Annotated in this window: 21 protein-coding genes; 17 read left to right on the top strand and 4 right to left on the bottom strand. The window is 26.8% G+C overall.

The genetic code is table 11. From position 1 onward, the window contains the following. Positions 1-161: 161 nt before the first annotated feature. Positions 162-1,037, top strand: coding sequence for an NAD(+)/NADH kinase (locus AMRN_RS11390; protein ID WP_099310434.1), 876 nt, complete (start codon positions 162-164; stop codon positions 1,035-1,037). A 5-nt stretch (positions 1,038-1,042) separates the two neighbouring features. After that, positions 1,043-2,569 (top strand): AAA family ATPase, encoded by a 1,527-nt coding sequence (locus tag AMRN_RS11385; protein ID WP_099310433.1) that lies wholly within the window; start codon positions 1,043-1,045, stop codon positions 2,567-2,569. Between the two features lie 8 nt (positions 2,570-2,577). On the opposite strand, the gene AMRN_RS11380 is transcribed toward AMRN_RS11385, so the two are convergent. Further along, positions 2,578-4,470: an ankyrin repeat domain-containing protein gene (locus AMRN_RS11380; RefSeq protein ID WP_099310432.1), complete on the bottom strand. Its 1,893-nt coding sequence runs from the start codon at positions 4,468-4,470 to the stop codon at positions 2,578-2,580. Between the two features lie 190 nt (positions 4,471-4,660). Here AMRN_RS11380 and AMRN_RS11375 point away from each other — a divergent pair, with 190 nt between their 5' ends. From AMRN_RS11375 to rimM, 13 genes are all read left to right on the top strand, one after another. After that, a complete protein-coding gene (locus tag AMRN_RS11375) occupies positions 4,661-7,594 on the top strand; it encodes a methyl-accepting chemotaxis protein (RefSeq protein WP_099310431.1) in 2,934 nt (977 codons plus the stop codon). A 132-nt stretch (positions 7,595-7,726) separates the two neighbouring features. Then, a complete protein-coding gene (locus AMRN_RS11370; protein ID WP_099310430.1) occupies positions 7,727-9,022 on the top strand; it encodes a peptidase U32 family protein in 1,296 nt (431 codons plus the stop codon). Further along, the gene (locus AMRN_RS11365) at positions 9,022-10,320 is read left to right on the top strand and encodes a glycosyltransferase family 9 protein (RefSeq protein WP_099310429.1); all 1,299 of its coding nucleotides are present in this window, start codon (positions 9,022-9,024) and stop codon (positions 10,318-10,320) included. The genes AMRN_RS11370 and AMRN_RS11365 overlap by 1 nt, the downstream gene beginning before the upstream one ends. A 42-nt stretch (positions 10,321-10,362) precedes the next feature. After that, a complete protein-coding gene (locus tag AMRN_RS11360; RefSeq protein ID WP_099310428.1) occupies positions 10,363-10,857 on the top strand; it encodes an AIR carboxylase family protein in 495 nt (164 codons plus the stop codon). Positions 10,858-10,916: 59 nt separating this feature from the next. Further along, positions 10,917-11,798, top strand: a complete 882-nt coding sequence (gene glyQ, locus AMRN_RS11355; RefSeq protein WP_099310427.1) for a glycine--tRNA ligase subunit alpha — start codon at positions 10,917-10,919, stop codon at positions 11,796-11,798. Between the two features lie 2 nt (positions 11,799-11,800). Continuing rightward, positions 11,801-12,565: a Nif3-like dinuclear metal center hexameric protein gene (locus AMRN_RS11350; protein WP_099310426.1), complete on the top strand. Its 765-nt coding sequence runs from the start codon at positions 11,801-11,803 to the stop codon at positions 12,563-12,565. Beyond that, positions 12,558-13,277 carry a zinc ribbon domain-containing protein gene (locus AMRN_RS11345; RefSeq protein WP_079576866.1) on the top strand — a complete coding sequence of 240 codons (720 nt, stop codon included), beginning with the start codon at positions 12,558-12,560 and terminating at the stop codon, positions 13,275-13,277. Before AMRN_RS11350 ends, AMRN_RS11345 begins: the two co-directional genes overlap by 8 nt. Positions 13,278-13,280: 3 nt before the next feature. Beyond that, on the top strand, positions 13,281-14,426 hold the full coding sequence (waaA, locus tag AMRN_RS11340) for a lipid IV(A) 3-deoxy-D-manno-octulosonic acid transferase (protein WP_099310425.1): 1,146 nt from the start codon (positions 13,281-13,283) through the stop codon (positions 14,424-14,426). Next, a complete protein-coding gene (locus AMRN_RS11335; RefSeq protein WP_099310424.1) occupies positions 14,419-15,165 on the top strand; it encodes a pseudouridine synthase family protein in 747 nt (248 codons plus the stop codon). The genes waaA and AMRN_RS11335 overlap by 8 nt, the downstream gene beginning before the upstream one ends. Before the next feature lie 151 nt (positions 15,166-15,316). Further along, complete coding sequence (gene ffh, locus AMRN_RS11330; protein WP_099310423.1) at positions 15,317-16,675, top strand: signal recognition particle protein; 1,359 nt, start codon at positions 15,317-15,319, stop codon at positions 16,673-16,675. An 82-nt stretch (positions 16,676-16,757) separates the two neighbouring features. Beyond that, positions 16,758-16,985: a 30S ribosomal protein S16 gene (gene rpsP / locus AMRN_RS11325; RefSeq protein ID WP_079576870.1), complete on the top strand. Its 228-nt coding sequence runs from the start codon at positions 16,758-16,760 to the stop codon at positions 16,983-16,985. A 15-nt stretch (positions 16,986-17,000) separates the two neighbouring features. After that, complete coding sequence (locus tag AMRN_RS11320) at positions 17,001-17,243, top strand: KH domain-containing protein (protein ID WP_099310422.1); 243 nt, start codon at positions 17,001-17,003, stop codon at positions 17,241-17,243. A gap of 4 nt (positions 17,244-17,247) precedes the next feature. Beyond that, the gene (rimM, locus tag AMRN_RS11315; RefSeq protein WP_099310421.1) at positions 17,248-17,781 is read left to right on the top strand and encodes a ribosome maturation factor RimM; all 534 of its coding nucleotides are present in this window, start codon (positions 17,248-17,250) and stop codon (positions 17,779-17,781) included. Between the two features lie 7 nt (positions 17,782-17,788). On the opposite strand, the gene AMRN_RS11310 is transcribed toward rimM, so the two are convergent. From AMRN_RS11310 to flgG, 3 genes are read right to left on the bottom strand one after another with little or no spacing between them, the layout of a single operon-like run. Then, a complete protein-coding gene (locus AMRN_RS11310) occupies positions 17,789-18,886 on the bottom strand; it encodes a hypothetical protein (RefSeq protein WP_099310420.1) in 1,098 nt (365 codons plus the stop codon). A 3-nt stretch (positions 18,887-18,889) separates the two neighbouring features. Next, complete coding sequence (locus AMRN_RS11305) at positions 18,890-19,324, bottom strand: hypothetical protein (protein ID WP_099310419.1); 435 nt, start codon at positions 19,322-19,324, stop codon at positions 18,890-18,892. A gap of 23 nt (positions 19,325-19,347) precedes the next feature. After that, positions 19,348-20,136: a flagellar basal-body rod protein FlgG gene (gene flgG, locus AMRN_RS11300; protein WP_099310418.1), complete on the bottom strand. Its 789-nt coding sequence runs from the start codon at positions 20,134-20,136 to the stop codon at positions 19,348-19,350. A 154-nt stretch (positions 20,137-20,290) separates the two neighbouring features. On the opposite strand from flgG, the gene AMRN_RS11295 reads away from it, so the two are divergent. Together AMRN_RS11295 and AMRN_RS11290 are read left to right on the top strand one after the other, a co-directional pair. Continuing rightward, positions 20,291-20,662 (top strand): response regulator, encoded by a 372-nt coding sequence (locus AMRN_RS11295; protein ID WP_079576876.1) that lies wholly within the window; start codon positions 20,291-20,293, stop codon positions 20,660-20,662. Positions 20,663-20,701: 39 nt separating this feature from the next. Continuing rightward, positions 20,702-21,823 (top strand): hypothetical protein, encoded by a 1,122-nt coding sequence (locus tag AMRN_RS11290; protein ID WP_099310417.1) that lies wholly within the window; start codon positions 20,702-20,704, stop codon positions 21,821-21,823. The last annotated feature ends 3 nt before the right edge of the window (positions 21,824-21,826 follow it).

Genomic DNA, 21,826 nt, shown 5'->3' with positions numbered 1-21,826 from the left:
TAAAAGTCAATTTTGACTTTTATTTCTTCTATAAAAAAGCCTACTTGAAAGAGTAGGCTTTTTTTATTCTTATATAATCCATAAAATATTACAATTTGTTAATTTAAAGCAGTTTTATTAACATTTTAGGTAGAATTAACATAAATTTAAAAGAAGCGGATATGGGTTTGAAATCAACAATTACTAAAGAAAAACTAAAATCAAAATCAAAAGCGGGAATAGTTCTAAGACCTTCTACTCCTGAAATAAAAGATGACTATATAAAAATAAAAGGATATTTTGAGAAACAAAATATTGAAATATTTTTAGAAAAAAATAGTGCTAATATGATTGATGAAGAGGGTATTGATTTAGATATTTTATGTGATACTGTAGATTTTTTAGTTTCTATTGGTGGTGATGGAACTTTAATTTCAGTTGTTAGAAGAACCTTTAGATCTGGAAAACCCGTACTTGGAATCAATCTTGGAACCTTGGGGTTTTTAACTGATGTTAGTTTAAACGAACTTGAGTCATTTTTACAAAATTTATCTGATGATGAAAACTATAGAATTGATAGTAGAATGATGATAAAAGGAAATGCAAATTTAAAAAATTTTTTTGCTTTTAATGATATTGTTATATCAAGAAATTCATTATCTTCAATGATTAAAGTAGATGCTAAAATAGATGGTAAACCTTTTAATTCTTATTATGGTGATGGAATAATTATTTCTTCTCCTACTGGCTCAACTGCTTATAATTTGTCTGTTGGTGGTCCTTTGGTTTATCCTTTAACTGATGCTTTTATTGTAACACCTGTTGCTCCACACTCATTAACTCAAAGACCATTAGTATTACCAGCAGATTTTGAAATAGAGTTTACAATTACAGACAATCAAGGAGCAATGGTAATAGTTGATGGACAAGATATATATGAAGTAGAGCAAAATCAATCAATAAAGATTCAAATTGCATCAAAAAAAGCAAAGCTTCTTCATCGAAAAGAGAGAAACTATTTTGAAGTATTAAACGAAAAATTACAATGGGGAAATTAATATAAATGATTAGTAGAATATACCTAAAAGATTTTTTATCTTTTAATGAAGTTGATTTAGAGTTTGATAAGGGTTTAGTAGTTTTTACTGGACCTAGTGGTGCTGGAAAATCAGTTTTAATGGAATCGATTTTATCATTATTTGCAATACAAGAAGCAAAAGCTAGACTTGGGGAAGTTGTTCTTAAAAGTTCAATTAAAGATGAAGATTTTGATGTTAATATTGATGATGAAATTGTAATAAAAGAGATAAAAAAAGACAAAACTAGATATTTATTAAACAATCAAACAATATCAAAAAAAAGACTTCAACTATTTTCTTCAAATCTAATCAAGCATCTTAGTTTAAAAGATAAAACTGATTTTGAAAGTAATAAATTATTGGACTTTTTAGATTTATTATCAAAAAATAAGAATAAAAATTTTACAAAATTAAAAGATGATTTTACAAAAACATATAAAGAATTAACTTTATTAAAAAAAGAGTTAAAAAAGTTAACTGATGATGAATTAAAAGTAGAAGAGTTAAAAGAGTTTGCAAAATTTGAGATTGATAAAATAGAATCAATTGATCCTAAAATTGATGAATATGATGAACTTATGGATATAAAAAAGAAACTTTCAAAAAAAGATAAAATTGAAGATGCCATTAAAAATGCTTCTGCTATATTTGAAAATTCTCATCAAGTTTCTAATGCATTAGAACTTTTAGAAATAAATAGTTCTTTTTTTGATGATGCAATAAATGAGCTTAATAATCATTTTGAAAGATTTAATGATTCACTATTTGAACTTGAAGAGTTAGATATAGAAAATGTGTTAGATAGAATTGAAAAACTATCTTCTTTACAAAAAAGATTTGGTTCTATTAAAGAAGCAATTGAGTATAAAGAACAAAAAAAGCAAGATTTACAAAAATATGAGAATTTAACTTTTGAAAAAACAAAACTTGAAAATGATATTGAAAAAATAGAGCTTAATGTAAATGAATTAGCTTTACAAATTAGTCAACATAGAAAAAAATCTGTAAAAGATTTAGAAAAACGAATAAATCACTATTTAAAGTTTTTATATCTTTCAAATGCAAAAATAATTATAAATGAAAAACAGTTAGATTCAAATGGTATAGATGAAGTTATATTTGAACTAAATGGTGTTGATTTAGACACTATTAGTAGTGGAGAATTCAACAGATTAAGACTTGCTTTGTTAACTTCAATGAGTGAGTTTCAAATAGTTAAAAATGGAGTGCTATTTTTAGATGAAATTGATGCAAATTTAAGTGGAAAAGAGAGCTCAGCAATTGCTACAGTGTTGACACAACTTGCAAAATCTTATCAAATATTTGCTATTTCTCATCAACCTCAGTTAACTTCAAGTGCAAATCAACACTTTTTAGTAGATAAAATTAATCAAAAATCAAAAGTTAAAGTTTTAAATAAAGAAGAAAGAATAAATGAAATTTCAAGAATGATTAGTGGTGAAGATATCACAAAAGAAGCTTTGGAATTTGCTAAAAATCTTTTAGAGTAAAGCTAAATTTATAGCTTTACACTAAACTCTTTGACCATATTTTCTACTAATGTTTTCATTTTTAAGTGATCTGCTGGGTTTCTTGTATTTTCTAAAAGTGGTCTTAAATTTTTATGAAATTTCTTCAAGAAGTTGAAAATATAATGTGTCTTTTTATAAGGATTATTTACATAAGATCCTGAATCAATAAGCTCAATTACTAATTCGTTATATCCTAAAAATGCTGCATAATTAATAGGTAAAACACCAAACTTGTCAGGTTTATTTATCAGGTTTTTGTTATATGAGTATAAAAGTCTAAATACTTTTACTTTATTTTGCCACATTGCATTGTGAACCATATTTCTACCTTTATTATCTACTGCATTTATATCAGCACCTGCATTTATTAAGACTTTTATAGTTTGAATATCATTATCAAGTATAGCTTTATGTAAAGTTATTCCACCATAATCATCCCTTGAGTTTACATCAGCCCCTAAAGTGATTATATTTCTAAGCATTACAAGATAGTTTTGTTGCTCAGCAACTCTTCTAAATGAGATATTTTTTGACATATAATAATAAATAATATTATAACCATCTTTATTCTTTAGATTAATATCAGCACCATATTTTACTAGCATTTTAACTAAATCAATATTTCCATATTCAACTGCATCAAAGAAATATGGATTTCCTTGTGAGTTCAGCATTGTAAGATTTACTTCACCATTTAATAAAATCTCTTCTAATACTGATTTATAGTTTTCATTTTCATTTATATTTTGCCTTGCTTTCATTTTAAGTTTTTTTCTATTTCTTAAAAATAACTCAACTTCTAAAAGTTTTTCAATGATAGTTTTTCCATTTTCATCACTAATATTAGGTCTTGCACCATAATCTAGTAATAGTGCAACTAAATCAATATTTGATTTACCTTTAATTGCAGCTAATGCTAATGCTGTTTCATTTCTATCATTTATAAAGTTTGGGTCAACTTCATACTCTAATAGTGTTTCTACTAATTTTATATTTCTGTTTTTTGTAGCAAGCATTAAGGCATTATCACCGTTATTATTGCAGTGATTATAATCAACATGCTCATCTATTAGCCAAGGAATCATATCAAGTAGATTTTTTATAGTCTCTTTTTCTCTTGGGTTGATTTTTAGTATTTCTTGAATTAATGCCAGTAAAACGTTATTTCCCTCATCATCAATATGATTTATATTTGCACCTTTTTCAATTGCAAAATTAAAAGAATCAACATTTAAAGCACCATTTTGAACTAGATAAAAAAGAGGAGTTCTTCCTTTTTCATCTGTGATGTTTAAATCTATATAATCACCAAGAAATTTTAATACATTTGTATTTAAATAAGTGTCTGGATAGAATAAAATTTTCTTATCTATAGAATTACCTTGAAGTTTTATTACATCTTTTACTAAGTCTAAATTTTGACTATGAATTGCATCAAAAATTAAAGTGTATCCTTCTTCATCAGCATTGTCTAATTTTTTAGTTCTTTCTTTTAATAATACATATGAATCTTTTTTATTAAACTTCACTGCTTCTTGTATAGCAGTTCTTCCTTTTGAATTTACAATATTTGGATCTGCTTTTAATTGAAGTAGTGTTCTCACTGTTTGTGTTGCACCTTTTCTTGCTGCACAAATTAAAGCAGTGTCACCTTCTGAATCAGTATTATTTATAGCAACTTTTTTTGATACAAGCCATTTTACAGATTCTACAAGATTTTCTTCTGCAACTATATGCAGGTATGATTTATTAAATTCGTCTTTATAATGAATATCTACATCTTTTAATATTGAATCGGCTTTTGAGTCTTTAAAGGTTGAGTTTCTTAGTTCTTCGAGTAAATCTTCTCGTGTATATTTTTTAAAAAGTTTATTAAACATTAATTGTAACCTGTACCTTTTGAGTTTTAAATCTAATTCATAACATACCTAAAGTTTTCATAAAATAAAATAAAATTTTGATGGTGAAACAAAAGTAAACAAAAAATTATTATTTTATTCTTCTAATGTCATTTTATTGACTTTTTTAAGTTTGGATAGATAGAATATAAGATTATAAAAGGAGTGTTTAATGCTAGGTAACCTTACTATAAAATCTAAGCTACTTATGTTAGCTTTTTTAACAATTGTTGGGATTGCTTTGATTGTATCTATTGAGTCAATATATTCAATTAAAGAGTTTTCAAAAAAGAATGTTGAAAAATATAAAAAAGAAGCTTATGAAAAGAAAGAGGAAGAACTCAAAAACTATGTATCATTAGCTATGAAAACAGTTAATGCTTATCATAAAAGAACATCAATAGATAAAATAAAGCTAGAAGTACAAGAGTATTTAAAAGAGCAATCTGGATTTATTTTTTCAATTTTGGATGCTGAGTATAATAAACTAAAAGGAAAAGTACCAAATAGTGAGTTAAAGAAAAGATTAAGAGAGATAATTTCTGAAACAAGATATGGTAAAACAGGTTATTTTTGGGTTAATGATACAGATGCAGTTATTGTAATGCACCCTACAAAACCACACCTTGATGGAAAAGATTTGTCTGAGTTTAAAGATGAAGGTGGGAAAAAAATATTTTCAGTATTTGCTGAAGTTGGAAAAACAAAAGGTTCTGGATTTGTAGATTATTCATGGCCAAAACCAGGTTTTGATAAGCCTCAATTAAAGGTATCTTTTGTAAAACTTTTTAAACCATTTAATTGGGTTATTGGAACAGGCTCTTATGTTGCTGATGTAACTAAAAATATTCAAGAAGAAGCTTTAGAAACTATTTCTAATATGAGATATGGTACTAACGGATATTTTTGGATTAATGATACAAAACCTAAAATGATAATGCATCCTATTAAACCATCACTAAATAATAAGAATGTAGCAAATGTTCAAGATAAAAAAGGAAAGTACTTATTTAAAGAGTTTGTTACAGTTACTAATAATAATGAAAATGGTGCATTAGTTAAGTATATGTGGCCAAAACCAAATTTTGAAGAACCTCAAGAGAAATTTTCATATGTTCAAAAATTTGGACCATGGAATTGGATTATTGGAACAGGTGCGTATATTGATGATATAAAAGCAGAAATTGCAAGTATGGAAGAAACCACAAATGAAGAGATAGCTACTATTGTTAAGTTTCTTGTAATTTCTACATTAATTGCAGTAATACTTATATATATATTATATACATTCTTAATCAAAAGAGCCATCATTAATCCATTGAGTCAATTGGATTTTGCTATTGCTAATTTAGGTTCAGATTCTAATACAAATAATTTTATAGAGAAAAATTCAAATGATGAAATTGGGAAAGTTATTGATAGTTTCAATGCTTACATCAATAAACTAAAAGATGGATTTAAACAAGATGCAAAAGTAATTGAAGAAGTTGAAGACGTAATTACTAAAGTAAATAATGGATTCTATGTTTATAAGGTTCATAGTGACTCTCCAAATCCACAAATTCAAAAGTTAAAATTATCTATTAATTCAATGATTGATAAAACAAATGAAAAACTTGAAGAGATTAATAATATTTTAGTTGAATATGGTAATTCAAATTTTGATTATAAAACAAGTAAAAATGAGCACCATAATGCAAATGGAATTGTAGGTTCTATTTCTACTAGTACATCATTTATTGGAAATACTGTTTCTGAATTTTTAGCTATGATTACAACAAGTGGTAGAAAACTTAATTCTGATACAGAAGTTTTATCAACTGAAGTATCAAAACTTGCAAAATCAGCAAATGAACAAGCTGCAAGTTTAGAAGAGACAGCTGCTGCTGTTGAGGAAATTACTTCTATTATTAAATCAAGTGCAACAAAAGTGAACAAAATGTCAGTTCTTGCAAATGATTTAAATGGCTCAGCTAAAGAGGGTGAAAATTATGCAAATATGACAACAAAAGCAATGGATGATATTGATAAACAAGTAAAATCAATAAATGAAGCCATAAGTGTAATTGATCAAATAGCATTTCAAACAAATATACTTTCATTAAATGCAGCAGTAGAAGCTGCAACTGCTGGGGAAGCTGGAAAAGGCTTTGCCGTTGTTGCCCAAGAAGTAAGAAATCTAGCAAGTAGAAGTGCACAAGCTGCAAAAGAGATTAAAGATATTGTTGAACATGCAACACAAAAAGCAAATGAAGGTAAAACTATTTCAGATAAGATGATTGGTGGTTATACTGATTTGACTTCAAAAATCAATGAAACAATTACTTTAATTGAAGATGTTTCAAGTGCTAGTAAAGAACAAGAATCAGGAATTGTACAAATTAATGATGCAATTAACTCATTAGATAGAGCAACACAAGTTAATGCAAGTTCAGCAAGTGAGATAAGTGGACTATCTGATGGAGTTACAAAACTTTCAGCAGACTTAAATGCTATTTCGCAAAGAGCAAATTTTGATAAAACAAAAGAGAAACAAATTTGTGATATTGATTTAGTATTTAAAATTTCTAAAATAAAAAATGATCATATTTTATTTAAAGATACGAATTTTGCAAAAGTTGGACAAAAAGATGTAAAAACTTGGAGTGTTACTAAACATACAGATTGTAACTTTGGTAAGTGGATGGCACAAGAAGAGTCAAAAGGTACTGAATTTACAAAAAGTTCAAATTGGGCAAAACTAAAAGAGTATCATGAGTGTGTACATCAAAGAGTACAAGATTATGTAAATGAAAATGCAAATAAAGCTGAAAATGAAGTTTTATCAAGAATTTCAAAAGAAGTAGATGATTGTACATTTAAATTATTTGAGTGTTTAGATATTATTAAAATTGAGTATTGTACTACTTATGTTGAAAAAAAGGTTGAAAAAAGTACTCCTACATTAAGTAATACTAATAATAGTTCAAAACAAATAGATAAAAATCAAAGCTTAAAAACTAAAAGTTTTGAAAAACCTGAGAAAAAAGCAGAAGTAAAAAAAGAAACACAAAAGCCTAAAGAGTTTACTTCAAATGCTAGTGATGATGAGTGGGAAAGCTTTTAAAAGCTTTCTTACTTACTAGTATTAACTTTTTTTTATATAAAAATTCTACATTTAATGTAAAATCTTATTTATAAATATTATTTGATATAATTGCCAAAAAATTTAAAATGTGCAAAAGCACAAGGATTATTGATGAAGAAAAATAACGTAGAATTATTATCACCAGCTGGAAATTTAGAAAAATTAAAAATAGCTATTGCATATGGTGCTGATGCTGTTTATGGTGGGGTTAGTCATTTTAGTTTAAGAATTAGAGCAGGAAAAGAGTTTACTTTTGAAAGTTTTAAAGAAGGTATAGATTATGCTCATGCAAGGGGTAAAAAAGTTTATGCAACTATTAATGGTTTTCCTTTTAACTCTCAAATTGAGTTATTAAAAAAGCATATTATTAAAATGGCTGAATTAGAACCTGATGCTTTTATTGTAGCTGCACCTGGTGTGGTAAAACTTTGTAGGGATATAGCTCCTCAAATACCAATTCATTTGTCAACACAAGCAAATGTATTAAACTATCTTGATGCACAAGTTTTTTGGGATATGGGTGTAAAAAGAATTATTGCAGCAAGAGAGATTTCATTGAAAGATGTAAAAGAAATAAAAAAACATCTTCCTGATATGGAAATAGAGATTTTTGTACATGGTTCAATGTGTTTTGCATATAGTGGCAGATGCCTAGTAAGTGCAGTTCAAATGGGAAGAGTACCAAATAGAGGAAGTTGTGCAAATGATTGTAGATTTGAGTATACACTTTATGCTGCAAATGAGGATCATAGCTCGTTATTTAGACTTGAAGAAGAACCAGGTGTGGGAACATATATATTTAATTCAAAAGATATGAATTTAGCTTCTCATATGCAAGAGATTCTTGATTCAAATGCAGTTGATTCAGTTAAGATTGAAGGAAGAACAAAATCACCTTATTATGCTGCTGTTACTTCTTATGCTTATAGAGAAGCAATTGATGATTATTTTGAAGATAAATTTGATGCAAAAAAATATCAAGAGGAACTTTACACTACTAAAAACAGAGGTTTTACAGATGCATATTTGATTCATAGACCATTTGATAAAAGTGATACACAAAATCATGAATATGCACTAAGTAAAGGAAGTTATGAGGTAAGTGGTTTAGTTACTGAAGATGAAGAGTATTTTATGTGTAAATATAAAACTTATCCAGGTGATGAGATTGAAATTTTTGCTCCAATTGATGCACAAATCACTGAATGTGAGAATGAAATAGGTAAAATCTATAAAAAAGAAGATGGAAAGTATTATATAAATTTTAAAAAGATTTTAACTGATACAAATAAAGAGTTAGACTCAGTTCATAGTGGAAATACGAATAAAATCAAACTTCCTTCTAAATTACCATATTTAACTATGCTTAGAATTAAAAATGAAGATGAGGCAAGTTGTAATTATTAATGGTAATATTTAGAGTTACACAAAATATCAATATTAAAACTACTGATGGAACTTTAGTTTCTTATTTTAAACTAAAGAATCCATCAAACCTTATAAATGATACTTTATATATAACTACATATGAAGACTTTCTTGATTTAAAAAGAGTTTTTAAAAGTGTTGATAAGAAATATCAACTAAAAGTTATAGAAGAAACTAGATTAACTAGTGATAAGTATTTTCCAAAAGAGTTGGGAATTTTAAATAAAAATGAATTTAATACTATTATTCAAAATAAAAAAGCCTTAGTTACAAAAAATGTAAATTTTAGTGAAAACTTAGATTATTTATCAATATTTTTAAATGCTTCAAATAATAGTTTAAAAACACAAATTTCAAATACTTTAAAACAAGATGTAAAAGTTGCAATACTAGGTAATATGGGTTTTAAAGTAGGAGAGATGGTTAATAGTATAAGTGCTTTAAGGATTTTTTATGAAGAGCTAAAAAAAACATTTAAAACAGTTACTATTGATATATATTTAAACTCTTCTGAGAATAAACAATTTACAAGAGATAAACAAATTTTTTTAAATCAAGAATTTATTAATAAAGTAACAGCATTATCAATTAGTGTAAAAAAACTTTACGAGTATGATTATTATATAGATACAAGTTTAGTAACAAAAAAACCTTATTATAGTGAACTAAATTATGTAGATTCTTGGCTTTATAAATTTGGTATTGATTATAAAAAAATAGAAAACAATAGAAAATATAATACTTTATCTTTAAATAATTATAAGCCATCAAATGCTTTAAAATCAAAGCTTAATGAGATTAAACTTAAAGGAAAAATTCTTCTTTTTCATCCTTATTCTGCAAATGTAAATAGATCAATACCAAGAGATATTGCATCAGAATTACTTAAAAAAATGATAAAAAAAATGCCAGATTATACAATAATTTCTGTTTTACAAATTGATGGTGTTAAAGATGAATCTTATGTTTGTTTAAAAGATTATTCTAAGAGTTTTTTAGATTATTCTTATATTATTTCATGGGCAAATAAAATTATTACAGTGGATACTGCTACTTACCATATAAGTGATATCTTTTTTATTCCTACTGTTGTTATTTTTACTGATGAAAAACTTATAAAAAGAGTTGATTATTATAATAATGCAAAAGCTGTTTTAGTAAAAGATAAATCAAAAAATCTATCACTTTTTAATTTTAAAGAAACAAGCTTAATAGTAAATAGATTTGAAGCTTGGAAAGAGCTTAAAATAAAACAGATTATAAAACTATTAGATTAATTTAGATAAAATGATAAATTACAAAGTTAATTAAGGTAAAAAATGAAATTTGTTTCTATTATAATTGGAAGTAACTCAGATTTTGATGTTATGAAAAAATGTACCGAGACTTTTGAAAAGTTTAATGTAAATTATGAACTAACTGTATTGTCACTTTATGATTCAATAGAAAAAATAAAAGATTATATTAAATGTGCTGAAGAAAAAGGTGCTGTTTCATTTATTGTTGCTTCAAGCATCAATGGATGTTTGGCAAGTAGTGTAGCTTCTGGTACAACAAAACCGATAATTGCAGTACCAATAAAAGATAAAAATTTTGATGGTTCAACAGCTATTCTTTCTACAATAAATAAACCTTTAGCTATGCCAGTTGCAACTGTTGCATTGGATGAAGAAGGTGCTATAAACTCAGCTTATCTAGCTGTACAAATTTTAGCATTAAATGATAATGAGTTAGCAGTTAAACTTAAAGAAGATAGAATCGTAATGTTAAATAAAGTACAAACAGCTGCAAAAAATATAGAAGTACTTTTATAAAAATTATATAATTTAAAGAATTAACACAATAACTTACAAGGATTAGGACTTAGATAAATATGACTACTTTTTCACAGATATTATTAAAATTACAAGAGTTTTGGGCAAATCAAGGTTGCAATATTGTTCAACCTTACGATATTCCAGCAGGTGCAGGTACTTTCCATCCTGCAACAATACTTAGAAGTTTAGATTCAACTCCTTGGAGTACAGCATATGTTGCACCAAGTAGAAGACCTACTGATGGAAGATATGGAGAGAATCCAAACAGATTGGGTGCATATTATCAGTTTCAAGTATTGATTAAACCAAGTCCAGATAATATTCAAGATTTATATTTACAATCATTAGAGTATTTAGGACTTGATACTTCAAAACATGATATAAGATTTGTAGAAGATAACTGGGAATCTCCAACGCTTGGAGCATGGGGACTTGGTTGGGAAGTTTGGCTTGATGGTATGGAAGTTACACAATTTACATATTTCCAACAAGTTGGTGGTTTAGCTTGTGACCCTGTTGCTGTTGAGATTACTTATGGGACAGAAAGATTAGCTATGTATTTACAAGGTGTTGATTCTGTATTTGATATTGTTTGGAATGAGAATAAATATGGAACAACTACTTATGCAGATGTTCATAAAGAGAGTGAATATGAGTTTTCTAAATATAATTTTGAAGTAGCAGATACTTCTATGTTATTTAGACATTTTGATGATGCTTTTAATGAGTGTAAATCTTGTCTTGAAGCAAAGCTTCCTTTACCTGCATATGACCAATGTATGATGGCTTCTCACGCATTTAATACACTTGATGCAAGAAAAGCAATTTCAGTTACAGAAAGACAAAATTATATTTTAAAAGTAAGAGAGCTAGCTCAAGGTTGTGCTGTTTTATATAAAGAACAAGAAGAAGAACGAACAAAAAGAGTTGGAAGCTAATCTTGAAAATTTTAGATATTTATAATATTTTAGATGAAATTTCTCCTTTTTCTTTACAAGAAAAATGGGATAACTCAGGTTTATTAGTTGGAAATTTTGAGGATAAAATAAAAAAAATATATGTAAGTATTGATTTGGATGAAGATTTTTTAAATGAAGTAGAAGAGAACTCTTTAATTATTACTCATCATCCATTGATTTTTGCACCTCTTAAAAAGATAAATTATGATAATTATTGTACAAAATTATTAAAAATCTTAATTCAAAAAAATATTGCATTAATTTCAATGCACACAAACATAGATAAAACACACTTAAATATGTATGTTGCAAAAGATATTTTAAAACTTGATATTATTGAAAAAGAGGATATAAATGATTTTATAATTTATGCAAATGTAAATAAAGATTTTGATGAGTTTGCAAAAGAGATTACTTCAAAATTAGGTATTGAATTTACAAATGTGGTAAAGTGTAATGAAAGAGTTGAGAAAGTAGGGATTGTTACTGGTGCAGGAATGTCTTTATTAAGTGAGGTGAAAGCTGATTGCTTTTTAACAGGTGATATAAAGTATCATGATGCAATGGATGCAAAAAGTAGAAATATATCACTAATAGATATAAGACATTATGAAAGCGAAAAGTACTTCAATGAGCTTTTAGTCGGTGTTTTAGAAAAAAATTTGAAAAAAAATGAATTAAAAGCTATAATATCAGCTTCGAAAAATCCATTTAAGTTTTGTATACAAGGAGAAACAGTTGAATAAATATTTAGAGGATCTAGTTAAATTATCAAAATTTGATACACAAATTAGTATGTTTGAACCTCAAATCGAGAATGAAAAAGCAAAGTTAGCTACTTTTGTTGAAACAGCAGAGGCAATAAAAGTATCAATTAATAATACATATGTTCTAATAGATGAAGTAAAATCAAAAAGAACTAAAAATAATATTCATTTAGCAGAATTAAAAACTAAATTAGATGATATTGCAAAAAAGCATAAAGAAGTGCAAAATGAAAAAGAGCTAAAAGCTTTACAACTAGAAGAAGAGATTGCAAAAGAACAAATTTCATTTGCAAATGAAGAGATAGCTAGACTTGATGAGATTACAGAAGAAAGAGAATCACAATTAAAAGAGTTTCAAGAGAAATTAGCCCAAGAAGAAGAATCAATAAAAGATATTCAAATTGCAGTTGATAATCAAATTGAAGATATAAATAAACAAAGAAATGTTGTTTATCAACAAAGAAGTGAATTATTAGAAAAAGTTGATAGTAAAATTTTAACATTTTATGAAAAAATTAGAAGATGGGCAAAAGATACAGCTGTTGTACCTGTTAAAAAACAAGCTTGTTATGGATGCCATATGAAAATAAATGACAAAACTTATGCAGAGGTTGTTAAATCAGATGAGATTATAAATTGTCCTCACTGTGGAAGAATCCTTTATAAAGAAGATGAAACTGTAGAGGCTTAATTTTTGAGCCTCTTTTATTTTATTTATTATGTATTAGCAGTTATTTTATATATAATTGCTATTCCTATACTACTACTAAAACTAAGAAATAAAAAATATCAAATTGCAATTCCCGCGAAATTTTTTTTAAGAAAAAATCCAAAGTTTGAAAATGAAAATAAAATATGGTTTCATACATGTTCAATGGGTGAAACAAAAGCGATTAGACCTTTAATAGATGAGTTTAAAGATTGTAATTTATCAGTAATAACTAATACAGGTTATGATGAAGCAATTAGTACTAGTAGAAGTACAAGATATTTGCCATATGAAATATTTTTGCCATTTTGGATAAATAGACAAAAAGCACTCGTGGTTATGGAAGCAGAATTATGGTACATCTTATTTTTATTTGCTAAAAGAAAAGGTGCAAAAACATATTTGATTAATGCAAGAATTTCAGATAAGTCTTATAACTCATATAAAAAAATGAGTTGGTTTTATAAGTATATATTTAAAAATATTGATAAAATTTATGCTCAAAGTGAAATAGATAAAAAAAGATTAGAAGAACTTGGTGGAAAGAATATTGAAGTTATAGGAAATATTAAATTAGCACAATTACCAAAAATTACAAAAGAGTATAAAAAACCAAATTCTACTTTAATCACAGCAGGAAGTAGTCATGAAAAAGAAGAAGAACTAATTTTAAAAGCTTATAAAAAAGAGCATGGAAAATTAGTAATTGTTCCTAGACATCCTGAAAGATTTGATAAAGTATATGAATTAATTGACACATATAGTAAAAAAAATAATTTATCTTGCCATAGATTTTCACAAAAAGAAAATTTTGATTCTGATATAATTTTGATTGATAAAATGGGTGAGTTAAATAATATATACGCAATATCTGATGTTGTGATTTTATGTGGTGCTTTTGAAAAAATTGGAGGTCACAATCCTGTAGAACCTGCATATTTTGGATGTAAATTAATAAGTGGGAAACATATATTTAATCAAAAGTCATTATTTGATTGTATCAATAATTATTATATAATACAAAATGACGAACTTGAAAAATATTTAAATGATATTAAAAAATTAAAAAAACCAGTTTTAGCTAAAGCTGGTTCAATAAAGCCAATACTAAAGGAATTAAAAAATGTATGAAAAGGCGTATAAGCTTCTTGCAAAGCAAGAAAAAATCTCTAATTCAAAAGCAAAAGAGTTAATTGATAGAGGACTAGTAAGAGCATCTGGTAAAAAAGTTGTTATTGCAAGAGGAGAAATTAAAACTGATACAAAATTTGTTGTAAAAAAACTTGCTAATATAAAAGTTATATTTGAAGATGATGATATCTTAGCAATAGATAAACCTGCGTATATGACAACAGATGAAGTTTCAAATAAATACCAAGATTATTTTTTATTAAATAGACTTGATAAAGAGACAAGTGGGGTTATGCTATTTGCTAAAACTGAAGAGTTTCAAACAAAAGCTATTACTGAATTTAAAAAGAATAGGGTTTATAAAGAGTATGTTGCTGTTGTTGAGGGAAAAGTTATAGAAGAAACAACAATTGATTTACCTATTTTAACTATCAAAAATAGAGGTGTGGCTAAATCTAAAATAGATATGACAAAAGGTAAACCTGCAACAACAACTATATATCCTATGCTTATTGAGGGTAATAAATCAAAAATTAAAGTTGTAATTGATACTGGAAGAACACATCAAATTAGAGTACATTTAAATCATCTTGGTTTTCCTATTATAGGTGATAGTGTATATGGAAAAACTAATCCAAATGTAAATAGAGTTTTACTTCATTCAAAAGTTACAAGAATTTTTGATTATGAATTTGAATCACAAGAGCCAAGAGAATTTAAAGTGTTTGATTTTAATTAATTTTTAAGTTTAACTTTTAAGAAGAAAAGCCTTGATATGGGTTTTTCTTAACTCACTAATATTAAATTTACCTTAAAATATATCTTCTTTAAACTATTTTAAAGTATATAAACAATATAATTGCCAAAATTTTAAATAGTTGGAGATAATTTTGTTTGATTCAATAACAGGCTCACTTAGAAATTCGATAAATAAGATAAGACATAAAGATGATGCAGCAGCTTTAAAAAAAGCTACTACAGAACTTAAGAAATCATTATTAAAATCTGATGTACATCATAAAACATCAAAAGAATTAATAACTGAAGTTGAATTAGAAACAAAGAAAAATGGAATTGGACAAGACTCTTTTATAAATGCACTAAAAAAAGAGTTAAATAAAATATTATCAACTGAAGGTAATCAAGGGTTTGTTTTTTCAAGCACACCTCCAACTACAATATTAATGACAGGACTTCAAGGTTCTGGTAAAACAACAACAACAGGTAAACTTGCAAACTATTTAAAAACTAGAAAGAAAAAAGTTTTAGTAGCAGCTTGTGACTTACAAAGATTAGCAGCAGTTGAACAATTAAAACAAATTGCCAATCAAGTTGAAGTAGATATCTATTTTGATGATAATGAAAAAGATCCTGTTGTAATTGCAAAAGCTGCACAAGAAAAAGCTAAAAAAGAATTATATGATGTTTTATTAGTTGATACAGCTGGTAGACTTGCAATTGATGAAGAGTTGATGAATCAACTTTTTGAGGTAAAAAATGCAATAAATCCTGATGAAATATTTTATGTTGCAGACTCTTTAACAGGTCATGATGCAACTAAAACAGCAATTACTTTTAAAGAAAAAATTGGAATAGATGGAGTTGTATTATCAAAATATGATGGTGATACAAAAGGTGGAGTTGCTCTATCTATCGCACATCAAGTTGGAGTTCCTTTAAGATTTATTGGTGTTGGTGAAAAGATGCCAGATTTAGAAGTATTTATTCCTGATAGAATTGTATCAAGACTTCTAGGGCTTGGAGATATGGAAGGTCTTGCAGAAAAAACTTCAGCTGTAATTGATGAGAAAAAAGCAAAAGAAGTAAGTAAAAAGATTAAAAAAGGTGAATTTAACTTTAATGACTTTTTAGAACAATTAGCAATGATGAGTAAATTAGGTTCTATGAAATCAATTATTGGAATGATTCCAGGACTTTCACAAATGGCTGGACCTATTAAAGATATGGATTTTGAGAATTCTGATGAAATTAAAAGAATAAAAGCTATGATTGGCTCTATGACTCCTAAAGAAAGAGAACAACCAAGTTTAATTAATCCAAGTAGAAAAAGAAGAATTGCAAAAGGTTCAGGATTAAATGATGTTCAAGTTAATAAAATTTTGAAGCAGTTTAAAAGTGCTTCAAAAATGGCAAAAAAACTTTCATCAAAAGGTGGTATGAAAGGTTTAAGCAGTATGTTAGGTCAAATGCAAGGACCTGGTGGTGGAATGCCAAAAATACCTAGATAAATAAAATAATAAATAGTATTGAGTTGTAAACTTAAAACTTGAGTTTAGAATTCAATACTATAATAAAACAAAGGAAAAATATATGACAACAATTAGATTAACAAGAATGGGTAGAAACAAAAAGCCATTTTACAGAATCGTTGTAACAGATTCAAGAAAAAGAAGAGATTCAGGATGGATTGAATCAATTGGTTACTTTAACCCAGTATCTGAACCAAAAGTTTTAAAACTTGATGAAGAAAGATATAACTATTGGTTAAGTGTTGGTGCAAAACCAAGTGAAAAAGTTAAAAAATTAGCTTCAAAATAATTATAGCTTTTTATTATGATAGTAAATTTTATAGAAAACTATGCCAAACTTATTGTTAGCGAACCAAATGAAGTAAAAATTTCTCAAGAAAAAATTGATGATACTTTTACTGAAATAACTGTTTATGCAAATAGTGCAGATATTGGAAAACTAATTGGTAAAAATGGTAATATGATTAATGCATTAAAAGTTATGGCAAATGGTTGTAAAGCTAAAGATGGTGTATCTTATAAGATACAAGTATTAGCAAACGATTAAAAAGATGTCTATAGATAAAATTTACGTAGCAAGATTGGGAAAAACAGTAGGATTAAAAGGAGATTTAAAAATCTTCCTTGATTCTGACTTTCCTAATCAATTTAAAACTGGTGCTACATTCACAACTAACAAGAACCTTACACTAAAAGTTATATCTTATAATAAATCAAGACAAATCATAAAATTTGAAGATTTTGAAGATATAGAACTTGCAAAAAAATTAACAAATCAAGAATTATTCACTACAAAAAATAAAACCAAAGAAAATTGTCAATTAGAAAAACATGAACATTTTTGGTTTGATATTATGGATTGTATAATTTATGAAGATAGTAAAAAATTGGGTAAGGTTATTGATATTCATAGATATCCACTTAATGACTATTTAGAAATTAAAACTGATGAAAGTTTAGTAAAAGAAGGCTTGCCTCAAGTGTTTTTACTTCCTTATATTTTAGAAACTTATATTTTAAATGTTAATATAAAAGATAAAAGTATTGAGGTTCAAAAGGCATTTGACATATTAGAAAACTCTTAAAAGTTTTCTAATAGTTACATCTTTTATTAAATTCTTCTTTTGTTAAATCAACAAGCATAGCTTTATTGAAACCACTAGATAAAAATTTATTTAGTAGATTTTTTCTAGCACTTGGCATCTCATATGGACCTACATATATCTCAATGTTATTTTTATTATCTCTACATAACAAAATGTTTTTATCTATTTTTTCTACTTTTTCTAAGTAATCTTTTGTTAACTCATTTTTTATAATAGCAACGTTTATTAAAGGTAAAAAAGTATTTGAATGCATTTGTGTAGTATTTAAGTTTGTTTGCTCTACAGCTTCTTGAATTGGCTCTTGTACTATTTTTATTTCAGTATCAACCTTTTCATTGCTACTATTTTCAACAAGTTGCTTTAATTCCTCTTTTTTCTGCTCTACTTCTTCTAATAATTGTTCTTTTAATTTTACTAACTCTTCTTTTTGAGATAGTAATTCAGTTCTTCTATCTTCTAAGGCTTGTTTTTGATTATTTAATTCTTCTTTTAACTTTTCAATCTCTTCAATACGTTTTTTTTCTTCTTCTGCTTTTAACTTTGCTTCTTCTTGTGCTTTTCTTTTTGCTTCTTCTTGTGCTCGTTTAGTTTCTAAACTTGGATCATATTTAGTTAATCTATCAAATTTTTCATTTAACTTATCTGGATCAATATCTCTTGATTTAAAGTCGAATTTCTTTTCTTCTATCTTCTTTTCTACTTTTTTCTCAATTTTAGGCTCTTCTTTTTTTTCATCAAAAAAACCTAAAAAATATAATATTAGACCAACTGATAAGGTAATAAGAAGTATAGCTGCAATTGCTGTTAATATTTTTTGAAGTTTAGTTTGTTTTTTTTGAATTGAATAATCATCTAATTCTTCATCATCAAGGGCATACTCACTTATATCTTTTTCTTCATTTGAAGATAAATCTTCATTATCTTCTGGTGTTGCTTCTAAACTTTCACTAACTGGTTCAATCTCTACTTCATCTTTATCTAATGATAGTTCACTATTATCAAGATTAGAATCTTCTACATCAAGCTTTATCTCATCAACAATCTCATTCGAATCATCTTCAATTTTTATATCTTTTTCTGCCATTATTTACTCTTTATCTTTTTGTTGTTTTCTTCTTTTTCTTTGTTTTTCTAAGATTTTATCTTTATTCTTTTGATAATATCTTCTTCTATATTCCCTTAATTCTTCTTTTTTTTCTTCTCGATACTCTTTATCATACTGCAATCTTTTATCTTTATTCTCGATATAGTATTCTCTTTTTTTACTTTTATACTCTTTTATCTTTGCTACTATTCTATCTTTTCTATCATCTACATGTTGCTTTTGTTGCCTGATTATATCTTTTATTCTTTGATTAAAGTCAATACCACCTAAATGACTTTCATAATCAAATACTTCTCTTTTAGTAGATTTTCTTTCAAGCTTTTTTTCAAGTTTACTTTTTAAGTAATACTCTCTTTTTTTCTTTTTGTGAGCTAAAAAGTTTTCTTCTCTAAGTTTTTTTAATTCTCTTAAATCCATAATTATCTAGGCTAACCTACCAATTATCTTTTTAGTCTATTAACAATATCAAGCATTTCATCTGTTGTTGTTATAGCTTTAGAGTTGGCTTCATAAGCACGTTGTGCTGTAATTAAATCAACCATTTCATTTACTAATTTTACATTTGAAAGCTCAATCATACCTTGTCTTAGATTACCCAATTGATTTTCTGTTGGATTTCCATCAAGTGCTGCTCCTGATGCTTCTGTTTCTTTAAAAAGAGATTCTCCAATTGGTGCAAGTCCTGCTGGATTAATAAAATCTGACATTGTAATTTGCCCTAAAGTAACAACTGTTTCAGTTGCTTTATCAGTAGCTGTTATTAAACCATCTTTTGCAATTGTAAGTTTTATTACATTATCAGGAATTACAATTTCAGGATCCAATTGGTAACCATTAGCATTTACTATTGCACCCTCATCATTTACTTTAAATGCTCCACTTCTAGTGTATGCAGCTTCGCCATCAGGCATAGTTATTCTAAAAAAACCATTTCCCTCAATTGCAATATCAAGGGGGTTACCTGTTGATTTTAAATCACCTTGTAAGAAGCTTTTTTGTACACCTGAAACTCTAACTCCCATTCCCACATCAATTCCAGTTGGATTTCTTGTAGTTTCAGAAGTTTGCCCCGCTGTATAGTTTAATGTTTCATACATTAAGTCTTGAAACTCAGCTCTATCTTTTTTAAAACCTAATGTATTTACATTTGCGATGTTATTTGAAGTAACATCAATTTGACTCTGCTGGGAATTCATTCCAGTTGCAGCAGTGTATAAGCCCCTAATCATAAAAAATCCTTTTTTTAGAGATATTATTAAATTATATTTAAAGAATTTTTAAAGTTAGATAAAATTTTATTAAAATATTAAGTGTAAATTTAAAACAAATTAAATATAATAGTTAACAAATTTTTGAAAATAAAATGTTTTAAAGGCTTGAATAATGAAAATTTTAATAGTTGATGATAGTTCTACAATGAGGAGAATCATTGGTAATGTTGTAATGCAGTTAGGCTTTTCAAAAGAAGATTTTGATGAAGCAGAAGATGGAGTTAAAGCGTGGAAACTTCTTTCAGAATCACATTTTGATATAATCTTAACTGATTGGAATATGCCAAATATGAATGGACTTGAATTAGTAAAAAAAGTAAGATCAGAAGGTAATCATCAAAAAACTCCAATTATTATGATTACTACAGAAGGTGGTAAATCAGAAGTTATTACAGCTTTGAAAGCGGGAGTTAATAACTATATTGTTAAACCATTTAGTGCAGATATTTTAAAAGAAAAACTTGATGGAGTGTTGAAAAACTAAGTTATGGTTTTAGCAACTTTAAATAAAAAGGTTTAAATTATGAGTATGAGTCAAGAAGAAATAGAATCACTTATGAATGGGCTAGATTTAGATGAAAATGAAAATTCTGAAGAAGTTAAAATAGAAGAGAATGACGAAAATGAAACTAATGATGTTGAAGAAAATATTGATGAGCCTAAAGTAGATGAAACTGTTAATAAGACCGATGAAGCTAATGATACAGATACAACAGATACAGATTTAGAAGAAGAATATTCTTCAACTGATGATGGATTGGATGATATATTAGCTAATATTGATGATGTAGAAGATAATGAAACTGCAAGTGATGAAGATATTGATGAGCTTTTAAAAGGGATTGATGGAGTAGATGATGATTCTAATGATTCTTACTCATCTAATGAAAGTGAAATTGATAATTCAGATCTATCTAGTGAAAATGATGAAATTAGTGAAGAAAATTATGATGATATTTTAGCGGGAATTGATGGAATTACAGATAACGAGCCAGTAGAAACAAATACAGAATCAAAAAAAGAAAAAACTCCTAAAGTCGAAGATAAAACTGAAAAAGTTCAAGAAAGAAATAATGATCATGAAGAGCATATTGTGAGTAAAATAGATGAAGGGATTTTCCCTTTTCCAGCAGAAAAAGATACTAAAGTTGTTAATCAATTAAGCCAAGTTGCAAATGATTCAGAAGAAAAAGCCTCTAAAATTTTTGATGTATTAAGTTATGTACTTGATGATAATAATGATGTTCAAAAGTCTTTAAAAACAACAGACGAATTTTTAAATAAACAAACTGCACTTTTAGAATCTTTAAATAAAAAGTTTCCAAATATATCAATTTTTGAGCAACATTTAAATGAAACTGCAAAAATAAAACAAGAGATAGCTTCTGTAAGTGGAAAACTTGATGCTGAAAATATGCAAATATTTGAAGCAATGGAGTTAATGCAATTTCATGATATTAATAGGCAAAAAATTGAAAGAGTTATGACTGTAATTAGAAAACTTTCAATTTATCTTAATAACTTATTTGAAGATGAAGGTTCTCATCAAGAGATTGCAGTTGCAAGACATATTCATGGAGATAGTACAGCTGATGTCTTAGATGACGAAGATTTAGAATCATTAATTTCAGAGTTTGGGAACTAAGGA

This window comes from Malaciobacter marinus (genome assembly GCF_003544855.1).
GTDB classification, from domain to species: Bacteria; Campylobacterota; Campylobacteria; order Campylobacterales; family Arcobacteraceae; genus Malaciobacter; species Malaciobacter marinus.
This window is presented reverse-complemented; position numbering and strand designations above follow the sequence as displayed.